Annotated in this window: 19 protein-coding genes and 2 tRNA genes; 10 read left to right on the forward strand and 11 right to left on the reverse strand. The window is 59.3% G+C overall.

Features of this window, described 5'->3' with window-relative positions:
• Positions 1-8: 8 nt before the first annotated feature.
• From phoU to Q0V70_RS07110, 7 genes are all read right to left on the reverse strand, one after another.
• Positions 9-674: a phosphate signaling complex protein PhoU gene (gene phoU / locus Q0V70_RS07080; RefSeq protein WP_297590098.1), complete on the reverse strand. Its 666-nt coding sequence runs from the start codon at positions 672-674 to the stop codon at positions 9-11.
• An 85-nt stretch (positions 675-759) separates the two neighbouring features.
• Positions 760-1,563, reverse strand: a complete 804-nt coding sequence (gene pstB / locus Q0V70_RS07085) for a phosphate ABC transporter ATP-binding protein PstB (RefSeq protein WP_297590100.1) — start codon at positions 1,561-1,563, stop codon at positions 760-762.
• 6 nt (positions 1,564-1,569) lie between these two features.
• Positions 1,570-2,640, reverse strand: a complete 1,071-nt coding sequence (pstA, locus tag Q0V70_RS07090) for a phosphate ABC transporter permease PstA (RefSeq protein WP_297590103.1) — start codon at positions 2,638-2,640, stop codon at positions 1,570-1,572.
• The gene (gene pstC, locus Q0V70_RS07095; protein WP_297590105.1) at positions 2,637-3,713 is read right to left on the reverse strand and encodes a phosphate ABC transporter permease subunit PstC; all 1,077 of its coding nucleotides are present in this window, start codon (positions 3,711-3,713) and stop codon (positions 2,637-2,639) included. Before pstC ends, pstA begins: the two co-directional genes overlap by 4 nt.
• Before the next feature lie 24 nt (positions 3,714-3,737).
• Positions 3,738-4,664 (reverse strand): phosphate ABC transporter substrate-binding protein, encoded by a 927-nt coding sequence (locus tag Q0V70_RS07100; protein WP_297590108.1) that lies wholly within the window; start codon positions 4,662-4,664, stop codon positions 3,738-3,740.
• 150 nt (positions 4,665-4,814) lie between these two features.
• The gene (locus tag Q0V70_RS07105) at positions 4,815-5,519 is read right to left on the reverse strand and encodes a TrkA family potassium uptake protein (RefSeq protein WP_297590111.1); all 705 of its coding nucleotides are present in this window, start codon (positions 5,517-5,519) and stop codon (positions 4,815-4,817) included.
• A gap of 9 nt (positions 5,520-5,528) precedes the next feature.
• Complete coding sequence (locus tag Q0V70_RS07110) at positions 5,529-6,941, reverse strand: TrkH family potassium uptake protein (RefSeq protein WP_297590114.1); 1,413 nt, start codon at positions 6,939-6,941, stop codon at positions 5,529-5,531.
• 75 nt (positions 6,942-7,016) lie between these two features.
• Between Q0V70_RS07110 and prfB the strand changes: the two genes are divergently transcribed.
• The 5 genes from prfB (at position 7,017) to smpB (ending at position 12,158) form a co-directional block, all read left to right on the forward strand.
• Positions 7,017-8,144: a peptide chain release factor 2 gene (gene prfB / locus Q0V70_RS07115; RefSeq protein ID WP_297590117.1), complete on the forward strand. Its 1,128-nt coding sequence runs from the start codon at positions 7,017-7,019 to the stop codon at positions 8,142-8,144.
• A gap of 173 nt (positions 8,145-8,317) precedes the next feature.
• The gene (gene ftsE, locus Q0V70_RS07120) at positions 8,318-9,106 is read left to right on the forward strand and encodes a cell division ATP-binding protein FtsE (RefSeq protein WP_297590119.1); all 789 of its coding nucleotides are present in this window, start codon (positions 8,318-8,320) and stop codon (positions 9,104-9,106) included.
• Positions 9,106-10,020: a permease-like cell division protein FtsX gene (gene ftsX, locus Q0V70_RS07125; protein WP_297590121.1), complete on the forward strand. Its 915-nt coding sequence runs from the start codon at positions 9,106-9,108 to the stop codon at positions 10,018-10,020. The genes ftsE and ftsX overlap by 1 nt, the downstream gene beginning before the upstream one ends.
• A 100-nt stretch (positions 10,021-10,120) precedes the next feature.
• Positions 10,121-11,449 carry a M23 family metallopeptidase gene (locus Q0V70_RS07130; RefSeq protein ID WP_297590124.1) on the forward strand — a complete coding sequence of 443 codons (1,329 nt, stop codon included), beginning with the start codon at positions 10,121-10,123 and terminating at the stop codon, positions 11,447-11,449.
• Between the two features lie 169 nt (positions 11,450-11,618).
• Positions 11,619-12,158: an SsrA-binding protein SmpB gene (smpB, locus tag Q0V70_RS07135; RefSeq protein WP_297590127.1), complete on the forward strand. Its 540-nt coding sequence runs from the start codon at positions 11,619-11,621 to the stop codon at positions 12,156-12,158.
• 157 nt (positions 12,159-12,315) lie between these two features.
• Here smpB and Q0V70_RS07140 read toward each other — a convergent pair whose 3' ends face one another.
• Both Q0V70_RS07140 and Q0V70_RS07145 read right to left on the reverse strand, forming a co-directional pair.
• A complete protein-coding gene (locus Q0V70_RS07140) occupies positions 12,316-13,299 on the reverse strand; it encodes an O-acetyl-ADP-ribose deacetylase (protein ID WP_297590130.1) in 984 nt (327 codons plus the stop codon).
• Positions 13,300-13,531: 232 nt separating this feature from the next.
• A tRNA-Ile gene (locus Q0V70_RS07145) sits at positions 13,532-13,605 on the reverse strand.
• Between the two features lie 132 nt (positions 13,606-13,737).
• Here Q0V70_RS07145 and Q0V70_RS07150 point away from each other — a divergent pair.
• The 4 genes from Q0V70_RS07150 to Q0V70_RS07165 all read left to right on the forward strand — a co-directional run bounded on the left by Q0V70_RS07150 (position 13,738) and on the right by Q0V70_RS07165 (position 16,605).
• Positions 13,738-14,235 carry a hypothetical protein gene (locus Q0V70_RS07150; protein WP_297590132.1) on the forward strand — a complete coding sequence of 166 codons (498 nt, stop codon included), beginning with the start codon at positions 13,738-13,740 and terminating at the stop codon, positions 14,233-14,235.
• A 62-nt stretch (positions 14,236-14,297) separates the two neighbouring features.
• Positions 14,298-14,369 (forward strand) — tRNA-Asn (locus Q0V70_RS07155).
• Positions 14,370-15,043: 674 nt separating this feature from the next.
• On the forward strand, positions 15,044-16,165 hold the full coding sequence (locus Q0V70_RS07160; RefSeq protein WP_297590134.1) for a DUF1524 domain-containing protein: 1,122 nt from the start codon (positions 15,044-15,046) through the stop codon (positions 16,163-16,165).
• A gap of 68 nt (positions 16,166-16,233) precedes the next feature.
• Complete coding sequence (locus Q0V70_RS07165; RefSeq protein WP_297590136.1) at positions 16,234-16,605, forward strand: RNA-binding S4 domain-containing protein; 372 nt, start codon at positions 16,234-16,236, stop codon at positions 16,603-16,605.
• A 97-nt stretch (positions 16,606-16,702) separates the two neighbouring features.
• Here the strand turns inward: Q0V70_RS07165 and Q0V70_RS07170 are convergent, their stop codons facing one another.
• Together Q0V70_RS07170 and Q0V70_RS07175 are read right to left on the reverse strand one after the other, a co-directional pair.
• Positions 16,703-18,463, reverse strand: a complete 1,761-nt coding sequence (locus tag Q0V70_RS07170) for a cell wall-binding repeat-containing protein (protein WP_297590139.1) — start codon at positions 18,461-18,463, stop codon at positions 16,703-16,705.
• Between the two features lie 117 nt (positions 18,464-18,580).
• Positions 18,581-19,135 (reverse strand): hypothetical protein, encoded by a 555-nt coding sequence (locus Q0V70_RS07175; protein WP_297590141.1) that lies wholly within the window; start codon positions 19,133-19,135, stop codon positions 18,581-18,583.
• 29 nt (positions 19,136-19,164) lie between these two features.
• Between Q0V70_RS07175 and Q0V70_RS07180 the strand changes: the two genes are divergently transcribed.
• The gene (locus Q0V70_RS07180) at positions 19,165-20,574 is read left to right on the forward strand and encodes a pitrilysin family protein (protein WP_297590144.1); all 1,410 of its coding nucleotides are present in this window, start codon (positions 19,165-19,167) and stop codon (positions 20,572-20,574) included.
• The last annotated feature ends 78 nt before the right edge of the window (positions 20,575-20,652 follow it).

The raw sequence follows: 20,652 nt of genomic DNA on the forward strand, positions 1-20,652 counted from the left end.
CGCCCGATTCAGGCGGATTTTGTGTCGAAGCTGACATCGTGTACCCCCGTAATCGAGAAATCCACCCACTCGGCGATGTTCGTGGCGTGGTCACCGATACGTTCCAGATATTTGGCAATCATGATGACGTCGATAGCTTTTTGAGCGTCCGCGGCATCAGCATGCACGATGAAATCAATCATCTCGGTGTTGACCTCAGCAAACATCCGGTCTACCGCGTCGTCCGCCGCCTGGGTGGCGGTTGCCAAAGCCAGGTCGCGGTCGACAAAAGACCGGACCGCATCGTGGACCATCTCGGCAGTTTTCGCCGCCATCTGAGGAATTTTGGGGAATCCTCGCACCAGAGACATATCCGTAGACTTCACGATTTCCGCAATATCCGCGGCCTGATCGCCGATACGTTCCATGTCGGTAATCATTTTCAGAGCGGCGGAAACCTGGCGTAAATCCCCCGCCACCGGTTGCTGTTGCAACAGCAATTTCAGGCACAGGTGCTCAATGTCTCGCTCCATCTGGTCGATGTGGGCATCAGCCCGGATCACTTCACGGGCGATTTCATCGCTGGAACTGGACAGGGCTACCATAGTCTGACTGATGGCCTGTTCACAGAGCTCTCCGGTCTGAACCAGCATTTCGTTGAGCTGCATGAGTTGTTGATCGAATCGGGATCGCATTACCTCTCTACTTTCTGTTCATAACTCAGAACTGTATTTCCCTGGCGCGTACCAGCGGGGTTCGCTGGGGCAAGCGAAAACAGTGTTAGCTGAACCGACCCGTGATGTAGTCCTCGGTGCGCTGGTCCGAAGGTACGCTGAACAGGGTTTCCGTGTCGTTGTACTCCACCAGTTCGCCCAGCAGGAAGAACGCCGTGTTGTCGGCGATGCGCGAAGCCTGCTGCATATTGTGGGTCACAATCACGATGGTGTAATCCCGAGCCAGATCCACGACCAGTTCCTCAATCTTGGAGGTAGAAATCGGGTCGAGTGCGGAGGTCGGTTCGTCCATCAAGATGACGTCCGGTTCGGTAGCCAAAGCGCGGGCGATGCACAGGCGCTGCTGCTGACCCCCGGAAAGCCCCACGGCGGACTTGTTTAAGCGATCCTTTAACTCGTCCCAAATCGCGGCTTGATGCAGGGAACGCTCCACGATTTCGCTCAGTTCCCGGTGATTGCGAATCCCGTTGATGCGCGGCCCGTAGGCGATGTTGTCAAAGACCGACTTGGGGAACGGGTTGGGCTGCTGGAACACCATGCCCACCCGCTTACGCAGGGCGATGGCGTCCATATCCTTGAAAATATCCGCGCCGTCCAGCAGTACCTGACCGGTGATGCTAACGCCCTTGACCAGGTCATTCATTCGGTTCAAGGTTTTCAGGAAGGTCGACTTGCCGCATCCGGAGGGGCCGATCAAAGCCGTGATTTTGCGGGGCTGAATGTCGATGTTGACTCCCTTGAGAGCCTCAAAATCGCCGTAATGCAGGTGCAGGTCACGCGCGGAAAACTTGGCGGTGGTGGAAATTTTGGGCGCAGTGGGGGACTCCAGGACGTTGGTTTGCGCAGTCATGAGTGATTATTCCTTTCCTTTATCAGTGTGGAAACGGTCGGTGAAGTTCGTAGCGTCAATAGTCGGTTCGGCGCGATTCACCGTGTCAGTAGCGGGGACGGGAGTGTCGGAGTTGGCCTTACGCCACTTGCCTTTGCCGCCCTTGGGGGCCTGGTCAGACAGGCCCGCCAGGCTGGCGTGAACCCGTTTCGTGATGGTGCGAGCCAAAATCGAGAACAGGAGGGCAATCAGCACCAACACCGCGGCAGAGAAGTTAGCGATGTCCACCGCGTTGGGTTCCACCGCTTCGGTACGCATGGCCCACACGTGCAGCGACAAGGTCTCGCCGGGACGCATGGGGTTGAACGCGTTGGTGGGGGAGGTGATGTCCGTGGAGGACCAGTTGATGTTGGTGGACATACCGGCGGTGTAGAGCAGGGCGGCAGCCTCTCCGAAACCGCGTTCGGCCGCCAGCACCACCCCTGTCATCAGGTGGGGGAGAGCCGCCGGGAGCTGCACCCGCACAATGGTGGTCCAGTGGGTCGCACCCAAGGCCGCCGAACCGTACTTCAGGTCCGAGGGCAGCGCCCGGAGAGCCGACTCGGTAGACGTGGTGACCAGGGGCAGATTCAGAATCGAAACCGCCAAAGCACCGGCCAGCAGGTTCCACTGTTGGCCCACCATCAGGATAAAGACCAGGTAACCGAACAGGCCGACCACGATGGAGGGTAGGGAGGACAGGGACTCGATAGAGATGCGGATGAACCCGGTCCAGCGGTTCTCTGGCGCGTATTCAGCCATGTAGATTCCGGCGGGAACGCCGAGGGCGACGGACACAATCAGGGACAAAAACACCAGGTAAACGGTGTTGAACACCTGGTTCATGATGCCGTCGCGGGTGAAACTGAGGAATATGGGGTCAAAACTCAACAGGCCGCGAATTACGATGTAGGCTGCCAGCGCCACAATCAACATCAGGAAGAAACCCCCGATAGCGCCAAAGACGCCGGTCATCAGGTTGTTGACGCTCTTGGCACGGCGAATGCGGTGTTCCATCTGGGTGGAAAGACCCGAAGCGGTAGTCGTAGCGGTACTCATTGATTCTGCTTCCTTTCCGCGCCGATGATGTGAATCACAAAAATAAAGAACATCGAGATGAGGAATAGCAGCAAAGCCATGGTCCACAATGCCGAATTATGTTCACCGCCGTTGGTGGTGTTGCCCATGTCGGCGGTAATCGCCGTGGTCAGCGAACTGGTCGGAGAGAGAATATCGGCCGGCAGGGCGCGAGTCTTGCCGATAACCATCGCCACCGCCAGAGCCTCGCCAAAAGCCCTGGCCAGACCCAGAATAATGCCGGTCAGAATGCCTTTCCGTGCTGCGGGCAGGACGATGTGGTAAATCGACTGCCAGCGGGTAGAACCCAGGCCGTAGGCGGCTTCCCGATAATCGTAAGGAACCGCGGTGATGGCATCCGCCGAAACAGTTGTGATAGTCGGAAAAATCATGACCGCCAGGACGATGCCCGCCGCCAGGACCGAATAGCCACCCAGGGGGGCGTGAAAATAGTCACGAATAAATGGCACCAGGACGGTCAAGCCAACCCAGCCGTAAACCACGGAAGGGATACCGAGGAACAGTTCCACCGCGGGACGGAACAGGCGCTCGCCCGCGCGCGGAGCGATTTCCGTGATGAATACGGCGGCTCCCACCGCGAAAGGCGTAGCGATGGCCAGACCCAGGAAACAGGTCATCAGCGAGCCCAGAATAAAGATCAGTGCGCCGACACTGCCGCGCAGAGTCAAATCCGGGCTGTCCTGCGGATTCCAGTCTGGGGAAAACAGGAATTCCTCCACGGTGTGCTGGAACGCAGTAAAGGTGAAAGAACCCTTGTACAGCAGGAACAGGCCAATAACGACCGTGAGCATGATGAGGGAAACACCCGCAATCGCAACGCAGGTACCGCCGATTTTGTTTGCCAAACGGAAACGTTTATCCGCCCCGTTCGAGTCGAGCCGCGGTCGAGCGGGGGATAAACCCGCCCCAGCCGCGGAGTTGCATGTTTGCGGGAGCGCTGAATCTGTGGAGTTGAGACGAGTAGACACATCAGGTTCAGTCATCTCAATTTCCATCGATTCAGGCTCCCGCACCGAAGAAGCCGTGGTAGCCATTAGTTCAGTTGCGCCTGAGCCTCTTTAGGCCGCGGGGTCAGGGTGAGAAGCGGTGGCTTCCGCGGACATCTTGGAGGACACACCGTAGCCCATCTGTTCCAGGTCGCCAGCGAACTTGTCGCCCATCATGTAGTCAAGGAACGCCTTGGTTACTTCATCAGGCTCACCCTTGGTGTACATGTGCTCGAAGCCCCACACCTGGTATTTGCCGTTGTAGGTATTTTCCAAGGTCGGTTCCACGCCGTCGATAGCGACGGGCTGAACTTCGTCCTTGCCAGCCAGGTAGGACAGCGCCACGTAGCCGATAGCGCCCTTGTTCTGGGTCACGGTCTGGAGCAGAGTTCCGGAGTCGTCGGTCTCGAGGGACTGGTTGGAGGCTTCCTCGGCACCACCCAGCGCCCAGGTCTTAAACAGGGCGCGAGTACCGGAGGAGGACGGGCGGGTGACCAATACAATCTTTTCGTCCGGGCCACCAACTTCCTTCCAGTTCGTGGTCTTGCCGGTAAAGATGTCGGTCAACTGGGCGGTGGTGAGGTCCGTGACCCCCAAATCCTTGTTGACCACCGGAGCCATCGTGATGGTGCAGACCTTGTGGTCGACCAAGTCGGCGGCTTGGGTCGCATCGAGCTTCTCGGAAGCGAAGACGTCAGAGTTACCGATGTTTACGGAACCAGCCGCAACCTGCTTGAGACCCTCACCGGAACCGCCGCCGTTCATCGTGACGGTCACATCGGGGTTTTCCTGCATGAAAGCATCGGCCGCGGCTTTTGCCAGGGGCAGCAGCGCGGAGGAGCCGGAACCGGTGACGGTACCGCTTAGGGTCGAGGTCGGTTCACTGGACTCGGTGTCAGTACCGGAGGCGGCCTGATCGCCACCGCCCCCACAGCCGGTCAACAAAGACATGGAAAGCAAGCCAGCGCCAAAAATCGCGCCAATACGAGAGATTTTCATGGTGTTCCTTTCATACATCGAACTTTTACTCCCAAGTCAGATAGTAAGAAAGGATTGTTAAGGCTAGCGCGGGGCCAATGTTAAGATTGTGTAAAACAATTTTACTTTACGGAAGTTGCCCTTTTCTTTTACGATTACATGGATTTTTTGTTAATCTTGGCGGGTGACTTTGGAGATAATCCGGGTCGGAGCCACCACCATGACCCGGTCGTCAGGGGACAGGATTGTTTTGGCGTGAGCGGTCTCCCAAGTGCCGGAAGCCGATTCAATCGCCACGATAGAGAATCCATCGCGGCGGCGCACATCAAGCTCACCGAGGGTTTTCCCGCAGTAGCGCGGCCCCAAACTGGTGATGACCAGGGCAAACCCGTGCCCCAGGTCGATGTAGTTCTCGAAAGATTGCGCGACCTGGTGGGCAGCGCGCAAACCCATCTCGGATTCCGGATAGAACACGCGAGTGATGCCCATCTGGTTGAGGATTTCGCCCTGTTCCGCGCTGGAGGCTTTCGCCCACACTTGGGGACAGTGCAGGGTTAGCAGGGCGGAGGCACTCAGGATGGAGGCGGCGAGATCGGCGCCAATCGTGACCACCCCGCAGGCGTACTCCTCGACAGCCAACTGGGTCAGCGCCTCCTTGTCGGTGGCGTCAGCTCGCACCGCGTGCCGCAGGAGCGCCGAAGCACGTTGCACGACTTCCGGGTTACAGTCGATACCGAGCACTTCCACGCCGCTGGCCTCCAACTCGGTCGCCATGCTCAGGCCGAAGCGTCCCAAGCCGATGACGACGGCGCTTTGCGGGTTGCCGACCGGATGGGCCGGGGAGTTTGGGGTGGAATTGTGATTAAACATATTCATTTGCTTGTCCTAACCGATAAGGGGATGGTCACGAGGAAGTTCGTAGGCTACCGGCCGTTTCCGGGTCGCGAGAGCCGCAGCCAAAGTCAGCGGCCCGACACGTCCCAGAATCATAAAAATTACGACCATGAACTGCGCCGCAACAGGCAACATGGGAGTGATTCCGGTACTCAGACCCACGGTCCCCAGGGCGGAACAGATTTCAAACAGGCACTGGTTGAGGTTGAAAGGGGTAAAGAGCGCCAGCAGGAAAGTTCCCACCGCGACCAGGCCGGAAAACAGTGAAAACACCGCCAAAGCTTGACGCTGAGCCGAACGGGCCAAGCGCCAACCCAGGATATTGATGGCGTGAGCCCCCCGGATTTCACCCCAGAGGGTTGCCATCACCACGGTCACCGTAGTGATTTTCATACCTCCCGCGGTGCCGGCCGGACCCCCACCAATCAGCATCAGCCCATCGGTGATGAGCCAGGTCTCCGGGTACTGTTGGGAAATGTCAAGGGAGTTGAAACCCGCGGTGCGTGGGGAAACGGAGGAAAACAGCCCGTTGAGGAAACGCTGCGGGACCGGCATCGCCCCTAAAGTATCGGGATTGCGCCATTCCAGAGCCGTGATGGCGACCCAGCCGAACACAATCGCCACCGCGGTTCCCAGCAGCATGATGCGGGTGGTCATGCCCCATTTCCACCAGTGCAGGCCGTTGTGGTAGAGCATCAGCCAGACGGGAAAGCCCAAGCCTCCTATCACGATGAGCGCGGCCAAACTCAACAGCAGGAAGGGGTCGGCGCTGAAACTCATCAAGGAATCTACGTAAGGGGCGAAACCGGCGTTGTTGAAAGCGGAACCCGTGAGGAAAACCCCGTGCGCCACCGCCTGCAGCGGTGAGGTGGCGTGCCCGGAAAACCACAGATAGAGGCTGTTGAAGACAGAAAACACCAGTTGCAGCAGGAACGAGGCGACCACGATCTGCCCCACGGAATGACGGACTTCACGCGGAGTCAAGCCGAACCACACTTTGGCGATGGCACGATCCTCGAAAGTGGCGCGTTTGCGCAAGGCCGAGGCGAGCAGGGTGACCATGGTCATGGTGCCGATACCGCCCAACTCAATGAGGGCAAAGATGACAGCTTGACCGAAAGCGGACCAGTAGCTGCCCGTGTCCACCACGATTAGCCCCGTCACGCTGGTGGCCGAGGCAGCGGTGAACAGCGCAATCGACAGGGGAGCACCGCCCGCTAACGCTGGCCCACAGACGGGGACACCGGCGGGGATAGTTCGGGGCGTGACGATGTCAAAAGTCATGGCAACCGCAGTGCCGCTCCGGGACACCGGAAGCATCAGCAATGCCGTTCCCACCAGGATAGTTATCAGGAATGCCGCCGAGATTTTGCGGCCGGGATTAAACTCGGAGATGCGAGCCACCGGATAAGTATAGACCCAGCGCCGCGCCACGCAACTTATTTGGGAACCGCCCCGGATTACCAGTAAGGTAAAAAGGTGATTTCCCCCGATGATTTTCAGCCCCTGATTGAGAAACTGCGCGCGTCTTTCGCGACGATTTCAGCGGTGATGGATCCCGAACTGCTGGCGCAAAAGATTGCTGACTTGACGAAACAAGCCGCCGCCCCGGACTTGTGGGACGACCAAGAAAACGCCCAGACAGTCACGCAATCGCTGTCGATGGCGCAGGCCGATTTGCAGCGTTTACGAGCGATGCAGGCGCGGATTGACGATTTGGAGGCCCTGGTCGAGCTGGGGGCGGAAGAAAGCGGGGAGGACCGCGACGCGATTCTTACCGATGCGGAACAAACCTATGAAACCTTGAAACGGGACCTGGACGCGATGGAGGTGAAAACCCTGCTGAACGGGGAATATGACGAACGTTTCGCGGTCGTCACGATTCGTTCCGGAGCGGGCGGGGTGGACGCTGCCGACTTCGCCCAGATGCTGCTGCGGATGTACCTGCGGTATTGCGAACGACACAACTATGCCACGAAGGTGCTGGATACGTCCTATGCGGAAGAAGCGGGGATTAAGTCGGTAACGTTCCAGGTCGATGCCCCTTATGCGTACGGGATGCTGTCAGTAGAAGCCGGGACGCACCGGCTGGCGCGAGTCAGCCCGTTTAATGCGGCGGGCAAACGCCAGACCTCCTTTGCGGCAGTGGAAGTCATTCCCCTGATTGAGACGACCGACCACATCGAAGTGCCCGAGAGCGACATCAAGATTGACGTGTTCCGTTCCTCCGGGCCGGGCGGCCAGTCCGTGAACACGACAGATTCGGCGGTGCGCCTGACCCACCTGCCCACCGGTATCGTCATCTCGATGCAGGACGAAAAATCCCAGATTCAAAACCGGGCCGCCGCGATGCGCGTGCTGCAGTCACGCCTGTTGATGCTGCGCCACCAGCAAGAACACGATAAGAAAAAGGAGCTGGCAGGGGACGTCAAAGCCTCCTGGGGCGACCAGATGCGCTCCTACTTCCTCTATGGCCAGCAATTGGTCAAAGACCTCAGAACCGGCTACGAATCGGGCAACCCGGACAGTGTATTTGACGGCGACCTGGACGGATTCATCGACGCGGCGATTCGCTGGCGCAAACATCAAGAAAAGCACGACCAGTAGCGGACCCACCGAGAAACAGGCCGACAGGATTCACCCCACGAACGACCTTTGGCGCGGTATTAATCGCGGATTTCCCCTGCGATTGCACTTCTGCGGGTGTCACTCCGTTTTTATCGTTTTGTTATAAATAGACTTAGAAGCGTACCTGAAACTGAACTGGGGAGCGGAAAAGGTTGATTACCTTCGACAACGTCACCAAAATTTACAAGCGGGGAGCGCGCCCGGCACTGAACCACGTGAGTCTCACGATTGACCGGGGAGAGTTCGTGTTCCTGGTCGGGACTTCCGGATCGGGAAAGTCCACGTTTCTCTCGCTGGTTCTGGGCGAAGAAAGCGCCACGGAGGGAAAGATTCTGGTCCTAGGCAAGGACCTGGGGCGATTGTCCCGGTGGAAAGTGCCGGGGTTGCGCCGCCAAGTCGGTGTGGTGTTCCAAGACTTTCGCCTGTTGGAAAACAAGAACGTCTATGACAACGTGGCGATTGCCCTGCAGGTCATCGGCAAGCCGCGCCGGGTCATTCGTCGGGTCGTCCCCGAAGTACTCCAGATGGTCGGTTTGGGCGGCAAAGACAAGCGTTTTCCCCACGAGCTCAGCGGCGGCGAGCAGCAGCGCGTGGCGATTGCCCGCGCTATGGTGAACCGCCCGCCCATTCTGCTCGCGGACGAGCCAACCGGAAACCTGGACCCCTCTACGTCCTTGGGCATTATGCGTCTGCTGGACCGGATCAACCGGGCCGGCACCACCGTGGTGATGGCGACCCACGACGAAGAAATCGTGAACCAGATGCGCAAACGCGTCATCGAACTGGACGAAGGTCGGGTCGTGCGCGACCAGGCTCGTGGCATCTACGGAGCGTCAGCCCCGAAAGGATCCGCCGACGGTACCGACCGCCCTGCTGACGGCACAAGGGCGTTAGCGAAACCGAAAGGTGTCGGGGCGGCGCGGAGAGGAGGCCGTAAATAATGCGACTAACTTTCGTATTATCCCAGGTAGGCCAGGGTTTGCGGCGCAATCTGGCGATGACGGTCGCGGTTATTATCGTGACCTGTGTCTCCCTGCTGTTTGTCGGCTCGGCGGTACTGGCGGAAATGCAGATTAATAACCTGCGCGATACCTGGTACGGCAAAATCGAGATTTCCGTGTCGATGTGTACCAAAGACGACGTGTCTCCCAACTGCAACGGTCAGGAAGCCACCGAGGCTCAGATTGCGGCAATTGACGAACAGCTAAAGTCCGAGCGGCTCAGCAAGTACATCGACGATGTGTATTTTGAAACCAAGGAAGAAGCCTTCGAGAGTTTCAAAAAGCTGGCTGGAACCGAACAGTATTATCAATATGTCCAAGCGGATATGATGCCCGCTTCGTTTAGAATCAAGCTAAAGAACCCGGAACAATACCGGGTGGTCGTTGAGGAACTGCAGGGACGTGACGGGGTCGCCCAAGTCATTGACCAAAAGCAGATTTTAGAGAAGCTGCTGACCGGGTTGCATCAGGCGACCTACCTGGCCATCGGGCTGGCCGTGGCCATGATTATTGCCGCGGTCCTGTTGATTACCACCACTATCCGACTGTCTGCGATGAGCCGGGAACGCGAAACATCCATTATGCGCCTGGTCGGAGCCTCGAACCTGTTTGTGCAGCTGCCGTTCATGGTGGAGGGCGCTATCGCGGCGACGATTGGCGCCCTAGGTTCGGTGGCGATTCTGTGGGCCAGCGTAAAGTTCCTGGTCGGATCCTGGTTGTCGGGACTTTCCGGGGTCGTCGAGCTCATTTCGACCAACGATGTGCTGCTCATTGCGCCGTTCCTGGTGTTGGCGGCCATTTTGCTGGCAATCGTGGCTTCGGCGGCCTCCCTGAACCGCTACACCAGAGTTTAGGGTTCTGTTGGCTATGTTTCGGACCGGGAAAATCGCGGCATTTCGCTAAACTTTTAAGCACGGCGTGTTGTTGGGGAAAGCTGGAAAAGGAGGTGAGCACGTGCGAAGCAAATTGACCGCCCTGGTGGGGGCGCTGGCGGCACTCGGGATTGCCTCGATGTCCACAGTTTCGCTCAGTTATGCCAACGCGGCGTTCACCCCCGCAAACGCTACGGCCGCGAGAGCGACCGCGACCGGCCTGGTGCGGGCTGATAAGAATTCGGACGAACGCAAGAAACTCGAGGCGCAACAGGCCGCCTCGAAAAAGAAACAAGCGGAACTCGCGGCCCAGCTAGAAGGGGTGAATGCGAATCTGGTCCAGCTGGCGGTAGCTCTGGAACAAACGAAAGCGGCCATTCCCGTGGCGCAAACTGAAGTCGCCAATGCCCAGGCAAAACTGGCTGATGCGCAGGCTAAACACCAACAGATTCAAAGCCGCCTGGCAATTGCGAATCGTCAGAAACAGGAACTGCGCGAACAGATTGCCCAGGGCGAGCAAACCATTGAAAAGACGCAAGTTGCCATCGGTCAGATGGCACGTATGGCTTACCGCGGGGCGATGCTGGAAACTTCGCCGCTTTCCCTGCTGCTGGATTCCCAGTCCCTAGATGAACTCACGCTGCGGGCGCAGGTGGCAGCCACGGCGACCAAGTCGCAAAATCGTGCCATTGTGGAAGCTCAAGAGGCCAACGCGGCTAACAACAATGCCCGGGCTCGCCAGGAAGCCGTGACCGTCCGCATTGGGGAACTGGAGACCCAGGCTCAGCAGGCGGTGCAAGCCGCTGATGAAGCCCGCGTCGAACAGCAACGAAAACTGGGCGAATTTCAAGAGTTGCAACAAAAACAGGTCGCCCAGCAGGGTCAACTGAACAATCAGCGGGCGGCATTTGAGAAACAGATCGCGGACGAAAAGGCCACACAGGCGGCCGCGGCGGCACGAATTGCCGCGCTCAACCAACAGCCGGACGCTATGCCGGCGCGATCCATCTCGGGGGGAATTTTTGGCGCGCCCCTCTCATCACTGACAGTGACCTCGCCTTACGGATACCGGGTTCACCCCATCACGAAAACGCGGCGGCTCCATGCCGGCACGGACTTCGGGATAGGTTGCGGAACTCCGATTTATGCCTCACAGTCCGGAACCGTGACCTTCGCCGGCTGGGAGGGGACCGGCGGCAAATCGACTTATATCAACCACGGCACCATCAACGGTTCCAAGTGGCAGACGACCTACCGCCACCAGTCCCAGTTCAAAGTTTCGGTCGGCGCTTCCGTGCAAAAGGGCCAGGTCATCGGCTTGGTCGGTTCGACCGGCGGTTCTACCGGGTGTCACCTGCACTTTGAAGTGTGGCAAAACGGGAAAACTATCAACCCGCTGGGAGTGCTGTAGGCGCGCCCCTCACGCGGGCGGCGTCACCAGAGCGGGTCGGCGAGCGGACGGCCTTGTGCAGTGTCAGTGACGAGTCCGTCACAGACTGGCGGCCACCCGGCCTTGTGAAGACCGAGGGGCGCCGCGGAAAAAGTTGGCAGGCCGCGCTTTTGCGCTAAAATTGCACTCTATGGGTAAAAAAGCTGCTAAGGGGGCGGGTCAGCCAGGGAAGTTGACCCCTTCTCAGCGTGCCAAAGCGGAGTCGGATGCCAAGAAAGTCATCGCCCGGAACAAGAAAGCCGCGCACGATTATTTCTTGGAGGACCGCTACGAGGCGGGATTGTCGCTGACCGGCACCGAGGTTAAGGCTTTGCGAATGGGACGGGCTTCGCTCTCGGAAGCCTGGGTTGAGGTCGACCGCGGGGAAGCGTGGCTGCAAGGGGCCAATATCCCGGAATATTTTTACGGATCCTGGACGAATCACGCTCCGAAACGCAAGCGCAAGCTGCTGTTGCATAAGCGCGAAATCATAAAACTGGAAGGGGCTGTGGCGGCGAAGGGCTACACGATTGTGCCGGTAGAGCTGTATTTCGTGGGCGGACGCGCGAAAGTGGAGATTGCGGTGGCAAAAGGCAAGCAAGAGTGGGATAAGCGTCAAACTATCCGCCAGCGCGAGGACGACCGTGAGGCGCAGCGGGCCTTGCGGGAGGCAAACCGGCGCTCTCGGTAATCGCTGTGGGAGGCCGGGGCTGGCGCAGCCTGGCGCAGACTGGCGTGGACGACCTGGCCGGAGCGACGCGAGCGCAGCGCCATGCCGAATCAGGTTCGGCAGGCTGGCGAGGCTCGGTAAAAGCGGTTGCGTCGCCGCTTTGTGCGGGAGCGCGAGGTTAGTCTGTCGGAGCTGACTTGAGGTACTGATGCTCGGCGCGTATGGCTTTGACCAGTTCAGCGTGGGCATTGGCGCCATATTTCGCCGTGAATTCCTGCCATTCCTGGACCGCTTGGGGATCCAAGTGCATCATGGCCTGGAGGTTGCCCGCGCTGTCGCTGGCGGTAATTGCCTCACCGTCCTCCGAGCCGGCCCATTCGCGAAACACCCGGTAGCCCTCGGCGCGGAACGCCTCTGTGTAGGCCGCGGCCGCCGCGTTGCGATCGGCACGATACGAGGCGACTTCCGTATCAGGAATCCAATAGGCATCGACCAAGGTCATGCCGTTGCGGTGGGTTTTCGTGTCTCCTGGCGCTAACTCGAAGTCATCAGGAGGCCAGGAATCGTCCTCCGGTTCGGTGCGGGCGATTTCGGCTTGAAACAGCTCCAGGGCTTCGGGGGAAAACAGGACGAAATACACGTTATCAATCGGGGTTTCTGCGTTTTTGGTCTGGTCTGGAGCTGCGGAATCGCCAGTGTGATCGGTGTCACGAGAGAGGTGGGTTCCGGCGGCCCACTCGCGCACGGCTGCCACGCCGATGCGCGCTACCTCGGCCATGTCCCAGCCGTAGACTCCGCCGGATATGGCGGGAAACGCCACGTCGTGGGCGCCCACCCGCGCGGCTTCACTCAAGGAGTTCGCAAAAGCGTTGTACAACAGCTGCGGGTCGGTTTGTCCGGCGTGACGGTTGGGCCCGACGGTGTGAATGACCCACCGCGCTTCCAGGTTGAACCCCCTGGTGGCGACCGCTTCGCCCACCGGCAGACCGTCGGGAAAACGCGTCGCACGTAGCTCGCGACAGGCCGCGAGCAGCTGGGGGCCGGCCGCTCGGTGAATCGCCCCGTCGACACCGCCGCCCCCCAATAGTGAGGAGTTCGCGGCGTTGACAATCGCGTCCACATTCATCTCGGTGAGGTCTCCGCCAATCGCGTGTATCTGCATTTTTGTTCCCTTTCGGCTAGGTTTTCAGTCTAGCGTGAAGCGAGATAAACGTCGCGAGGAGATGTGGCGGGGGCTGGCAGGTTCATTGTCGTTTTCCTTCCGGTTATTGGGTGGGTTGGAACACCATTAAGACACGCCGAAACTTTTTCGCTTACCCCACGTAGACCCCACGAAGAGGTTTTACTCGACACCTTGACGGGCGTTTTTATTGCTATTGCAATGTTTTGAGCGGTGCCCTGTGTGGGGCTTGAACCCACGACCAACGGATTATGAGTCCGCTGCTCTGACCGACTGAGCTAACAGGGCGTAAACATCCTAACAAGTTACCGAGCTCAGGTGGTATTTCTGGACGCCGCGAATTTGAACTTTCGGCGTTACTGCCGGGAAGTGTGGAAATGCCCGCGAGGGAAGGTAGCGAGCTGAGATACAGTGGAGCTCATGAGCCTGAGGAAAAGTAAAATCCCCGCGGAGCTGAAACCTCTGTTGCCCCGCGGCGGGCGCAACTGTGTACCGCTGTACTTTGCGTACCAAAACTTGTGGCTGTTCGCCGACCCCAGCGGCTTAATCAGGCGAGACAGCGAGATAACCCGCTGGGAGTGGCACGAGGTGCAGCAAATTGGGTGGGACCGCGATACCGATACTCTGAGTGTGACCTGGCCCGACCCGGGCAAAGCACCGCTACTACTAAAGAACCCGGATTCGGCCATGCTTAAGGCCTTCGGGGACTACGCGCGGATTTACCTGCAAAAGTCCCAAATCTATACCCAGTTTTCGACGCTGCCCTCCGGGACGAAAGTGCGGATTGCGGTGCGGGCCAAGGCAGACGGGAGACGCTTTTCTGAAGTCGTGGCTTTCGGGGCGCTAACGCCGGGCGACCTATCCGCACTGTCCAGCTTGGAATCTCAGGTGCGCGATATGGCGGGTTTACCGGCCTGATACCGGTAACCTCGCAGCGAGTGGACATTCGCGAAAAGGTTCTGTTAGAATCTTATCCGCAATCCCGCGTAGCTCAACGGCAGAGCGTCCGACTGTTAATCGGCAGGTTGCTGGTTCGAATCCAGCCGCGGGAGCTTTTTTGTATCCGGGGCTTCGGGGTTTTTCGAGCCGTTTTTCGCTGATTTTCTGTTGGGTCTTGGGGTCTTTTTTAGGTCGGTACGCGCCCCGCGTCCCGGGCGATTAGCCAGCCAATGGTCGATAGTGTCGGTGGACCAGCCGTTGGCTGTGACCTTTTCGCCCGTGCCTATCTCAACATCGGGCGCTGGCATATAGCCGCGCTGGGAGTACGCCTTTAGCGTATTTTCGGAAAGACCGGTGTAAGCAGCAACGCCGCGCAATGAAAGAAACATGGTGGCCCCCTTTTTTTCAGCGGAACCCCGCCCCCGCGAGGGGACGGGGCGGTTTCCTTATTCTTCCTTGCCTTTCTGTTGCATCTTCTCAAGAATGAGAATCAGCGCTAGAATGGAGTTAGGAAGGGAAACCAGGATACTGATGAGTGCAATCATCGTTATCCCCTTTCCGCTGAGCCCCGGATTGTCCCCGGGGCTTTACCTTTGTTAGAGCGGATGCCCTAACACCTCTAACTATACGCATATATAGGCGTAGCGCCAAGCGTGAGCGTGAGAAATCGGGGATTAAATCGGGGTAGGTGGTTATATAAACCAGCAACCCCGATTTAATCGCGAATTTGCAACAGGGGACGCGGCCGGTCACTCAGAAAAACCCCTCTGCGCTTTAAAATAAGGCTGTGAAAGGAATCCCGGTGCCGCCGAACGGATCAGGCCAGACCCCGCCTAAAACCAGCAAAACCAAGAAGCTGCTGGTGGGAGCTGGGATACTGTGCGCCGTAGTGGCATGCGGCAACGGGCTGGGGAGCAAAGCCAGCGATTCTGAATCTGAGCCTACTGTCTCTGCTAGCCCAACCGTTTCCACCAAGGCGCCGCGTGTCACCGCGGAACCCACCCCCACGCCTTCTGACCCTTCCCCCACGCAGACCCCAGAAATCACTGTTGAACCCAGTCCCACCGTCACGCTGGAAGCTTCCGGGGACGCCGCGACTGTGCTGGCAACCTTGCCTGTGAGAGGGCGGGCGCCGAAAACCGGGTATCGGCGCGGGGAATTCGGCCAGAGGTGGCGTGACATCGACCGGAACGGCTGCGATACCCGCAACGATATCTTGAACCGCGATTTGACCGATAAAACCTGGCGCGCGAACACACGTGGATGCGTGGTGTTGAGCGGAGTTTTGGCGGAGCCCTATTCCGGTGAAACCAGGTATTTTGATAAGTCACAAGCCTCGGCTATCCAGATTGACCACGTGGTCGCCCTGTCCGATGCGTGGCAGAAAGGCGCCCAAGCCTTGACCGCCGCGCAGCGCGAAACCCTGGCGAACGATCCGTTGAACCTGCTGGCGGTAGACGGCCGGCTCAACCAGCAAAAGTCGGATGGTGATGCGGCGACGTGGCTGCCGCCGCATAAGGGCTTCCGGTGCGCCTACGTTTCGCGCCAGATTGCGGTCAAAGCGAAGTATCGGCTGTGGGTGACTCCGGCTGAACGTGACGCGATGATACGTATCCTGAGCAATTGTCCCGGCCAGGCGCTGCCTGCCGACAGCGGGGTGGTCGTCCCCTCCGGGACCGTGCCGGAATCCGTCCCGCCAGACCAGCCGGTCCCGCCGCAGGACGCGGCTCCTCCCGCGGCGGACCCCGCGCCACAGCCCAATCAGCCGGCGAATTCCGGAGCCAGCTACGCCAACTGCCGGGAAGTCTGGGCAATCCTGGGCCGTCCCATCACTCCGCAGGATCCGGGATTCCGAGACAAATTTGACGGGGATCACGACGGGGTGGGCTGCGAATCCCGTCCCCGCTAGGGTTCGCGGTTTTTGCCGGATTACCCCTGTTTTCAGCCGAAAATCCCGGCTGCGGGTAGACTGGGGGAATGGAAAAAATGCGTGTTGACGTGTGGTTGTGGGCGGTGCGACAGGTGAAGTCGCGCTCCTTGGCAACCGCGGCGGCGCGCGCTGGGCACGTGAAAATCAACGGGGTGAGCGCGAAGGCCTCCAGCGCGGTACGAGTGGGGGATGAAGTACGGCTGCGGGTCGCGGGTTTCGACCGCGTCCTGAAGGTAAAAGCCCTGATTCCCAAGCGCGTGGGGGCGCCCGAAGCTATGAAATGTTACGAGGACGTCACCCCACAACGCTTGACGAATCCCGCTAATGCGGCCGTCATCTATCGACCTCGCGGCACCGGGCGGCCGACCAAAAAGGAACGCCGCCAGCTTGACGCCTTGCGCGGGCGGACGTCCTTTTGAAGTCAGTCACAGCGCCTTTTGAAGCCAGTCGCAGCGCCCGGCAACGCCCTGATACGCCCGATGCGGGTTTCAAGCCCGCGCGTGTTTCCCGCTGGGTTTAGCGCACCAGGGTCTTGGCCGCATCAATCGCCTGGTCAGGAACGACCGCGGTCCCGCCAACTGCCAGGATACGCAGGCCGGCACCGTGGGAGGCATAAAGGTCGCGCAGCGCCAAAGTCGTGGCTTCCGGCAAGTTCCCCCCGCTAACCAGCAGGACCACCCCGTTCTTGAGCGACCCGGCGACGGCAGCATCGGCCAGGGCCGTGCCATTGACCAGGTAGATGTGTTGAATCGGGGACTTGTTGTAGCCCAAGGTTTTCTTGGAACGGGCTTGGGCCAGCAGGCGAGCCGTCTCGAAGCGGTCCGCTCCGCCAATCCGCTTGATATTGGTCGGGTCGCTCTGAGCAGGCGTGGCTGCGGGAACCCCCGCCGAGTTCAACCAGGCTTGAATCTTTGGAATCGCGGCGCGGTATTGGGGCAGGCGCTCTTGCCAGAACGTCTGGTAGCGCTCAAACACCAGCGGAGCCAAGCCCAGCGGCCACTTTTGATAGTCATAAGTCCCGTTGATGACCGAACCGGCCATGGTCCACGACCCGGGAGTGACGCCGCGATGCAGGTAAGTGTCGAATTCCAACTTGAAAGATTCCCGCATACTGGACAGGAACGTATCATCTAGCCAGGAGTAATTGACCCCGAAGTAGTCGCCGTACTTTGTGACAACTTCCTCAAAAGTCGCCAGGTTGTGCGGCAAGGAGATGTCGGCTCCGTAGTAGCCGGACCTCGCCAGGGAGGACAGGAACTGGTCGGCGCTGTCTTTGTTGGCTTTATAGAGTTTGGCAACTGAATCGTAGTTGGAATAATTGGCATCAAACAAGAATTTCGACCAATTATCCTCAATGGTTTCGCGGGTATATTTCTCAGCTTCCGCACCAAACTTAATCCACTGCGAAGAGGCCGAAATCTTTTGAGCAATCTCTCCGTTTGGTTTGGACAGTTCCGTGTAATTTTGCAGGGTCTTTTGCCAGCGGGCGATGTTGTCCGCGGTCTTGGGGGTGTCGGCCGAGGGGACTTCCACCGGTCCAGAGTTGCCTTCAGAAGTCTTGGTGGTCGGCGGGGTCGGGGTGCCTCCCGAAACGAATTTGCTCAGCTGCTGGGTGGTGGCCACGGGTATGGCGCCCGTTCCGCCCAGCACGGTGATCTGAGTAATTCCGCCTTGTTGCAAACGTTTCAGAGTCGGGGCGGGGATGGTTCCGTCAGGTTGCACCAGCAGGATGGGGGTGTCCAAAGCCCCGGCCGCCAACGCGTCTACCATAGAGCCGCCGTTAGCGATCAATACCGAAATGTTGCGCGGATGGTGATTGAGTTCAACCCAGCGGTCATAGAGCAGAGCCGCGGTTTCGTAGCGATCCGTGCCTTGAATCTGGGCCGCTTCGACACGGTAATCGGGCGGGTAAGCAGCATTGAGTCCCGCTGGGGTGCCACCCCACAGACCGGGGCCGCCGAGATAAGCCAGCCGATGAGTATCCATCTGGCGCAGAAAGTTGACTCGGCCAAACGTATCACCACCCCAGGGGTCGCCATAGACGATACGTCCCGGCAAAGCTCCGGCGGTGATAGCATCGGGAATCCCGTTCGGTGCCGCCAAGTACACCGTGTTGGCCTCACCATAGGCGGACGCCGCCAGAGAAGTGGCCACCCGGTCGGGACCGGCCAGACGATCCTCGGGATTCGCCCCGTTGGCTGCCGGAACACCTATTCCGGCGAGGAGCGCCGCTCCGGCCAGACCACATAGGAACTTTCGCTGGGAACTAACAGTCATTTTCGCACCGCACTTTCCGTAAAATAACCTGCTTACGAGGGAATTTTACCAAGATTAGGGTCCCGAGAAGGCCGTTTTTGCGGCCAAAACTCGCGGCTTTAGCCCCTTTAGTGCGTTTTAGTCCCAGTCGCCCAGGAAATGGCTGCGTTTGGGGAACTGGGCGTGGTAGTCGTCAGCACGCCGACCCAGGAAGTATCCCGGCACGCATAGCACCAGGAACGCCACGCCGAACACAAAGCCGGGCGCGGCCTGCATACCCGCTACAACGAAAGCCACCACCGACAGCACCACACCCAGACCAGCCCCGATGGCCCACAACACTTTTGCGGACACAGAAAACGCCAGGTGAACCAGGCCCAAGGTGGCAGCCAGCACACAAGACCCGGCAATCATCAGCGTGACGGTCGCCCCGGTGGTCAGCGAGTTCGGCTGTTCATAGGCCGAGCCGGCGTAGGTCAAAAAGTACGCTGCCAGCGCGCACCCGAAAGATCCCACTACGAACGGCCACACGTCAGCGGTGGAGCGCCACAGGGATTGTTTCGATGCCGGGGCTTTTCCGGATTTGTCGCGAGGATTGTTGCCCGCACGAGATTCTCCCTCCGGTTTTGCGTTCGCGGGGGACTGATCGGGGCCGCCGGGTTTTTCTTGTTTGCCAAGGTTGTGCGAGGACATGACTCCTAGTCTAGTAAAATTGGGTAACTATGACTGATTTGAAACCTGTTGCGTGTCCACTTCCGGCGCTGCCCGCAGGTGCTCCCGGGGCGGATGTGACCTTGGAGGACGGGGCCATTCGCCGCACGATTTTGCCCGGAGGAACGCGGGTTATCACCGAGCATATGCTGGGCACCCGCGCCGCTACCGTGGCACTGTGGGTCGCGCGCGGCTCTCGTGACGAGGTCGAGGGGGCGCGGGGCTCCACACACTTCTTGGAACACCTCTTATTTAAAGGAACCCCGCGTCGCACCGCCCATCAGATAGCGATGGAATTTGACGCGGTCGGAGGCGATTCCAACGCCGCTACCGGCCGGGAATGCACCCACTACTATGCCGAAGTTTTGGGCGAGGACGTGCCCATGGCCATTGATGTTTTGATGGATATGCTGTGTGCGCCCTTGCTCAATGCCGCCGATTTTGAGATGGAACGCGGCATTATCCTCGACGAGCTGACGATGGCGCTGGATAACCCCAGCGAACAGGCTTTTGACGAGTTTACCCGCCGGGTTTTTCCGGCGCATCCGCTGGGGCGTCCCATTGGCGGCACGATTGAATCGGTAAAAGCCGACACTCTGGAGGCCATAGTGGCTCACTACCAGGCCGGATATGCCCCGGATCGCCTGGTGGTGGCGGCCGCAGGAGACATCAGTCACGACCAGGTGTGTGAACTGGTGGCGCGGGCTCTGCACCGTTCCGATTCCCCGTGGCCGCAATGGCAATCCGCGCCCGACCCGGCCCAGCCCGCCCTAGACTTCAACACCGTGGCAGCCGTTCCGCTGGGCAGCCCCGCCGACCGTTGCGGAAACAGTCTCAACGCGGCTGGTCAGGGCGCATGGAAACCCGAATCCGGGGTGTTCCAAATCGCAGGAAAGTTTGAACAAAGCCGCATCATTATTGGCGGACCAGGACCGGGGGTAGCGAATGCGAATATGCCCGTCATGAATGTGCTGAACACCGTGCTGGGCGGGGGAATGAGCTCGCGTCTGTTCCAAAATATCCGGGAAAAGCGCGGTCTGGCCTACACCACTTACGCGTTCAACTCATCGCACCGGGACGCGGGCAGTTTCGGGGTGACTGCGACCTGCAATCCGGCGAATGTGGACGAGGTAGCGGCGCTGCTGCGTGCCGAGCTGGAGGAAATCGCCACCAACCCAATCCCCGCGGACGAGCTAGCCCGAGCCAAAGGGCAACTGCGCGGAGCCACCCTGCTGAGCTTGGAGGATAACACCGTGCGCGCCAATCGCCTGGCTCATGCCGAAATCCTGCGCGGGGCCTATATCCCGCTGGCCACGAAGCTGGACCAGATGCAGGCCGTTACCGCCGCACAAGTGCGGGATTGGGCGGCTGAACTGGCGAAACGTGCCACCATCGAGGTGTGGTTGGGGCCGGGGGAATAAAACTGTCCCCGGCAGTTCCGGCCAAACCCCGCGTCCACATGGCGGACGTAGCTTCCATCATGTGAACAAAGCGCTTAA

It is taken from the genome of uncultured Mobiluncus sp., assembly GCF_947087965.1.
GTDB lineage: Bacteria > Actinomycetota > Actinomycetes > Actinomycetales > Actinomycetaceae > Mobiluncus.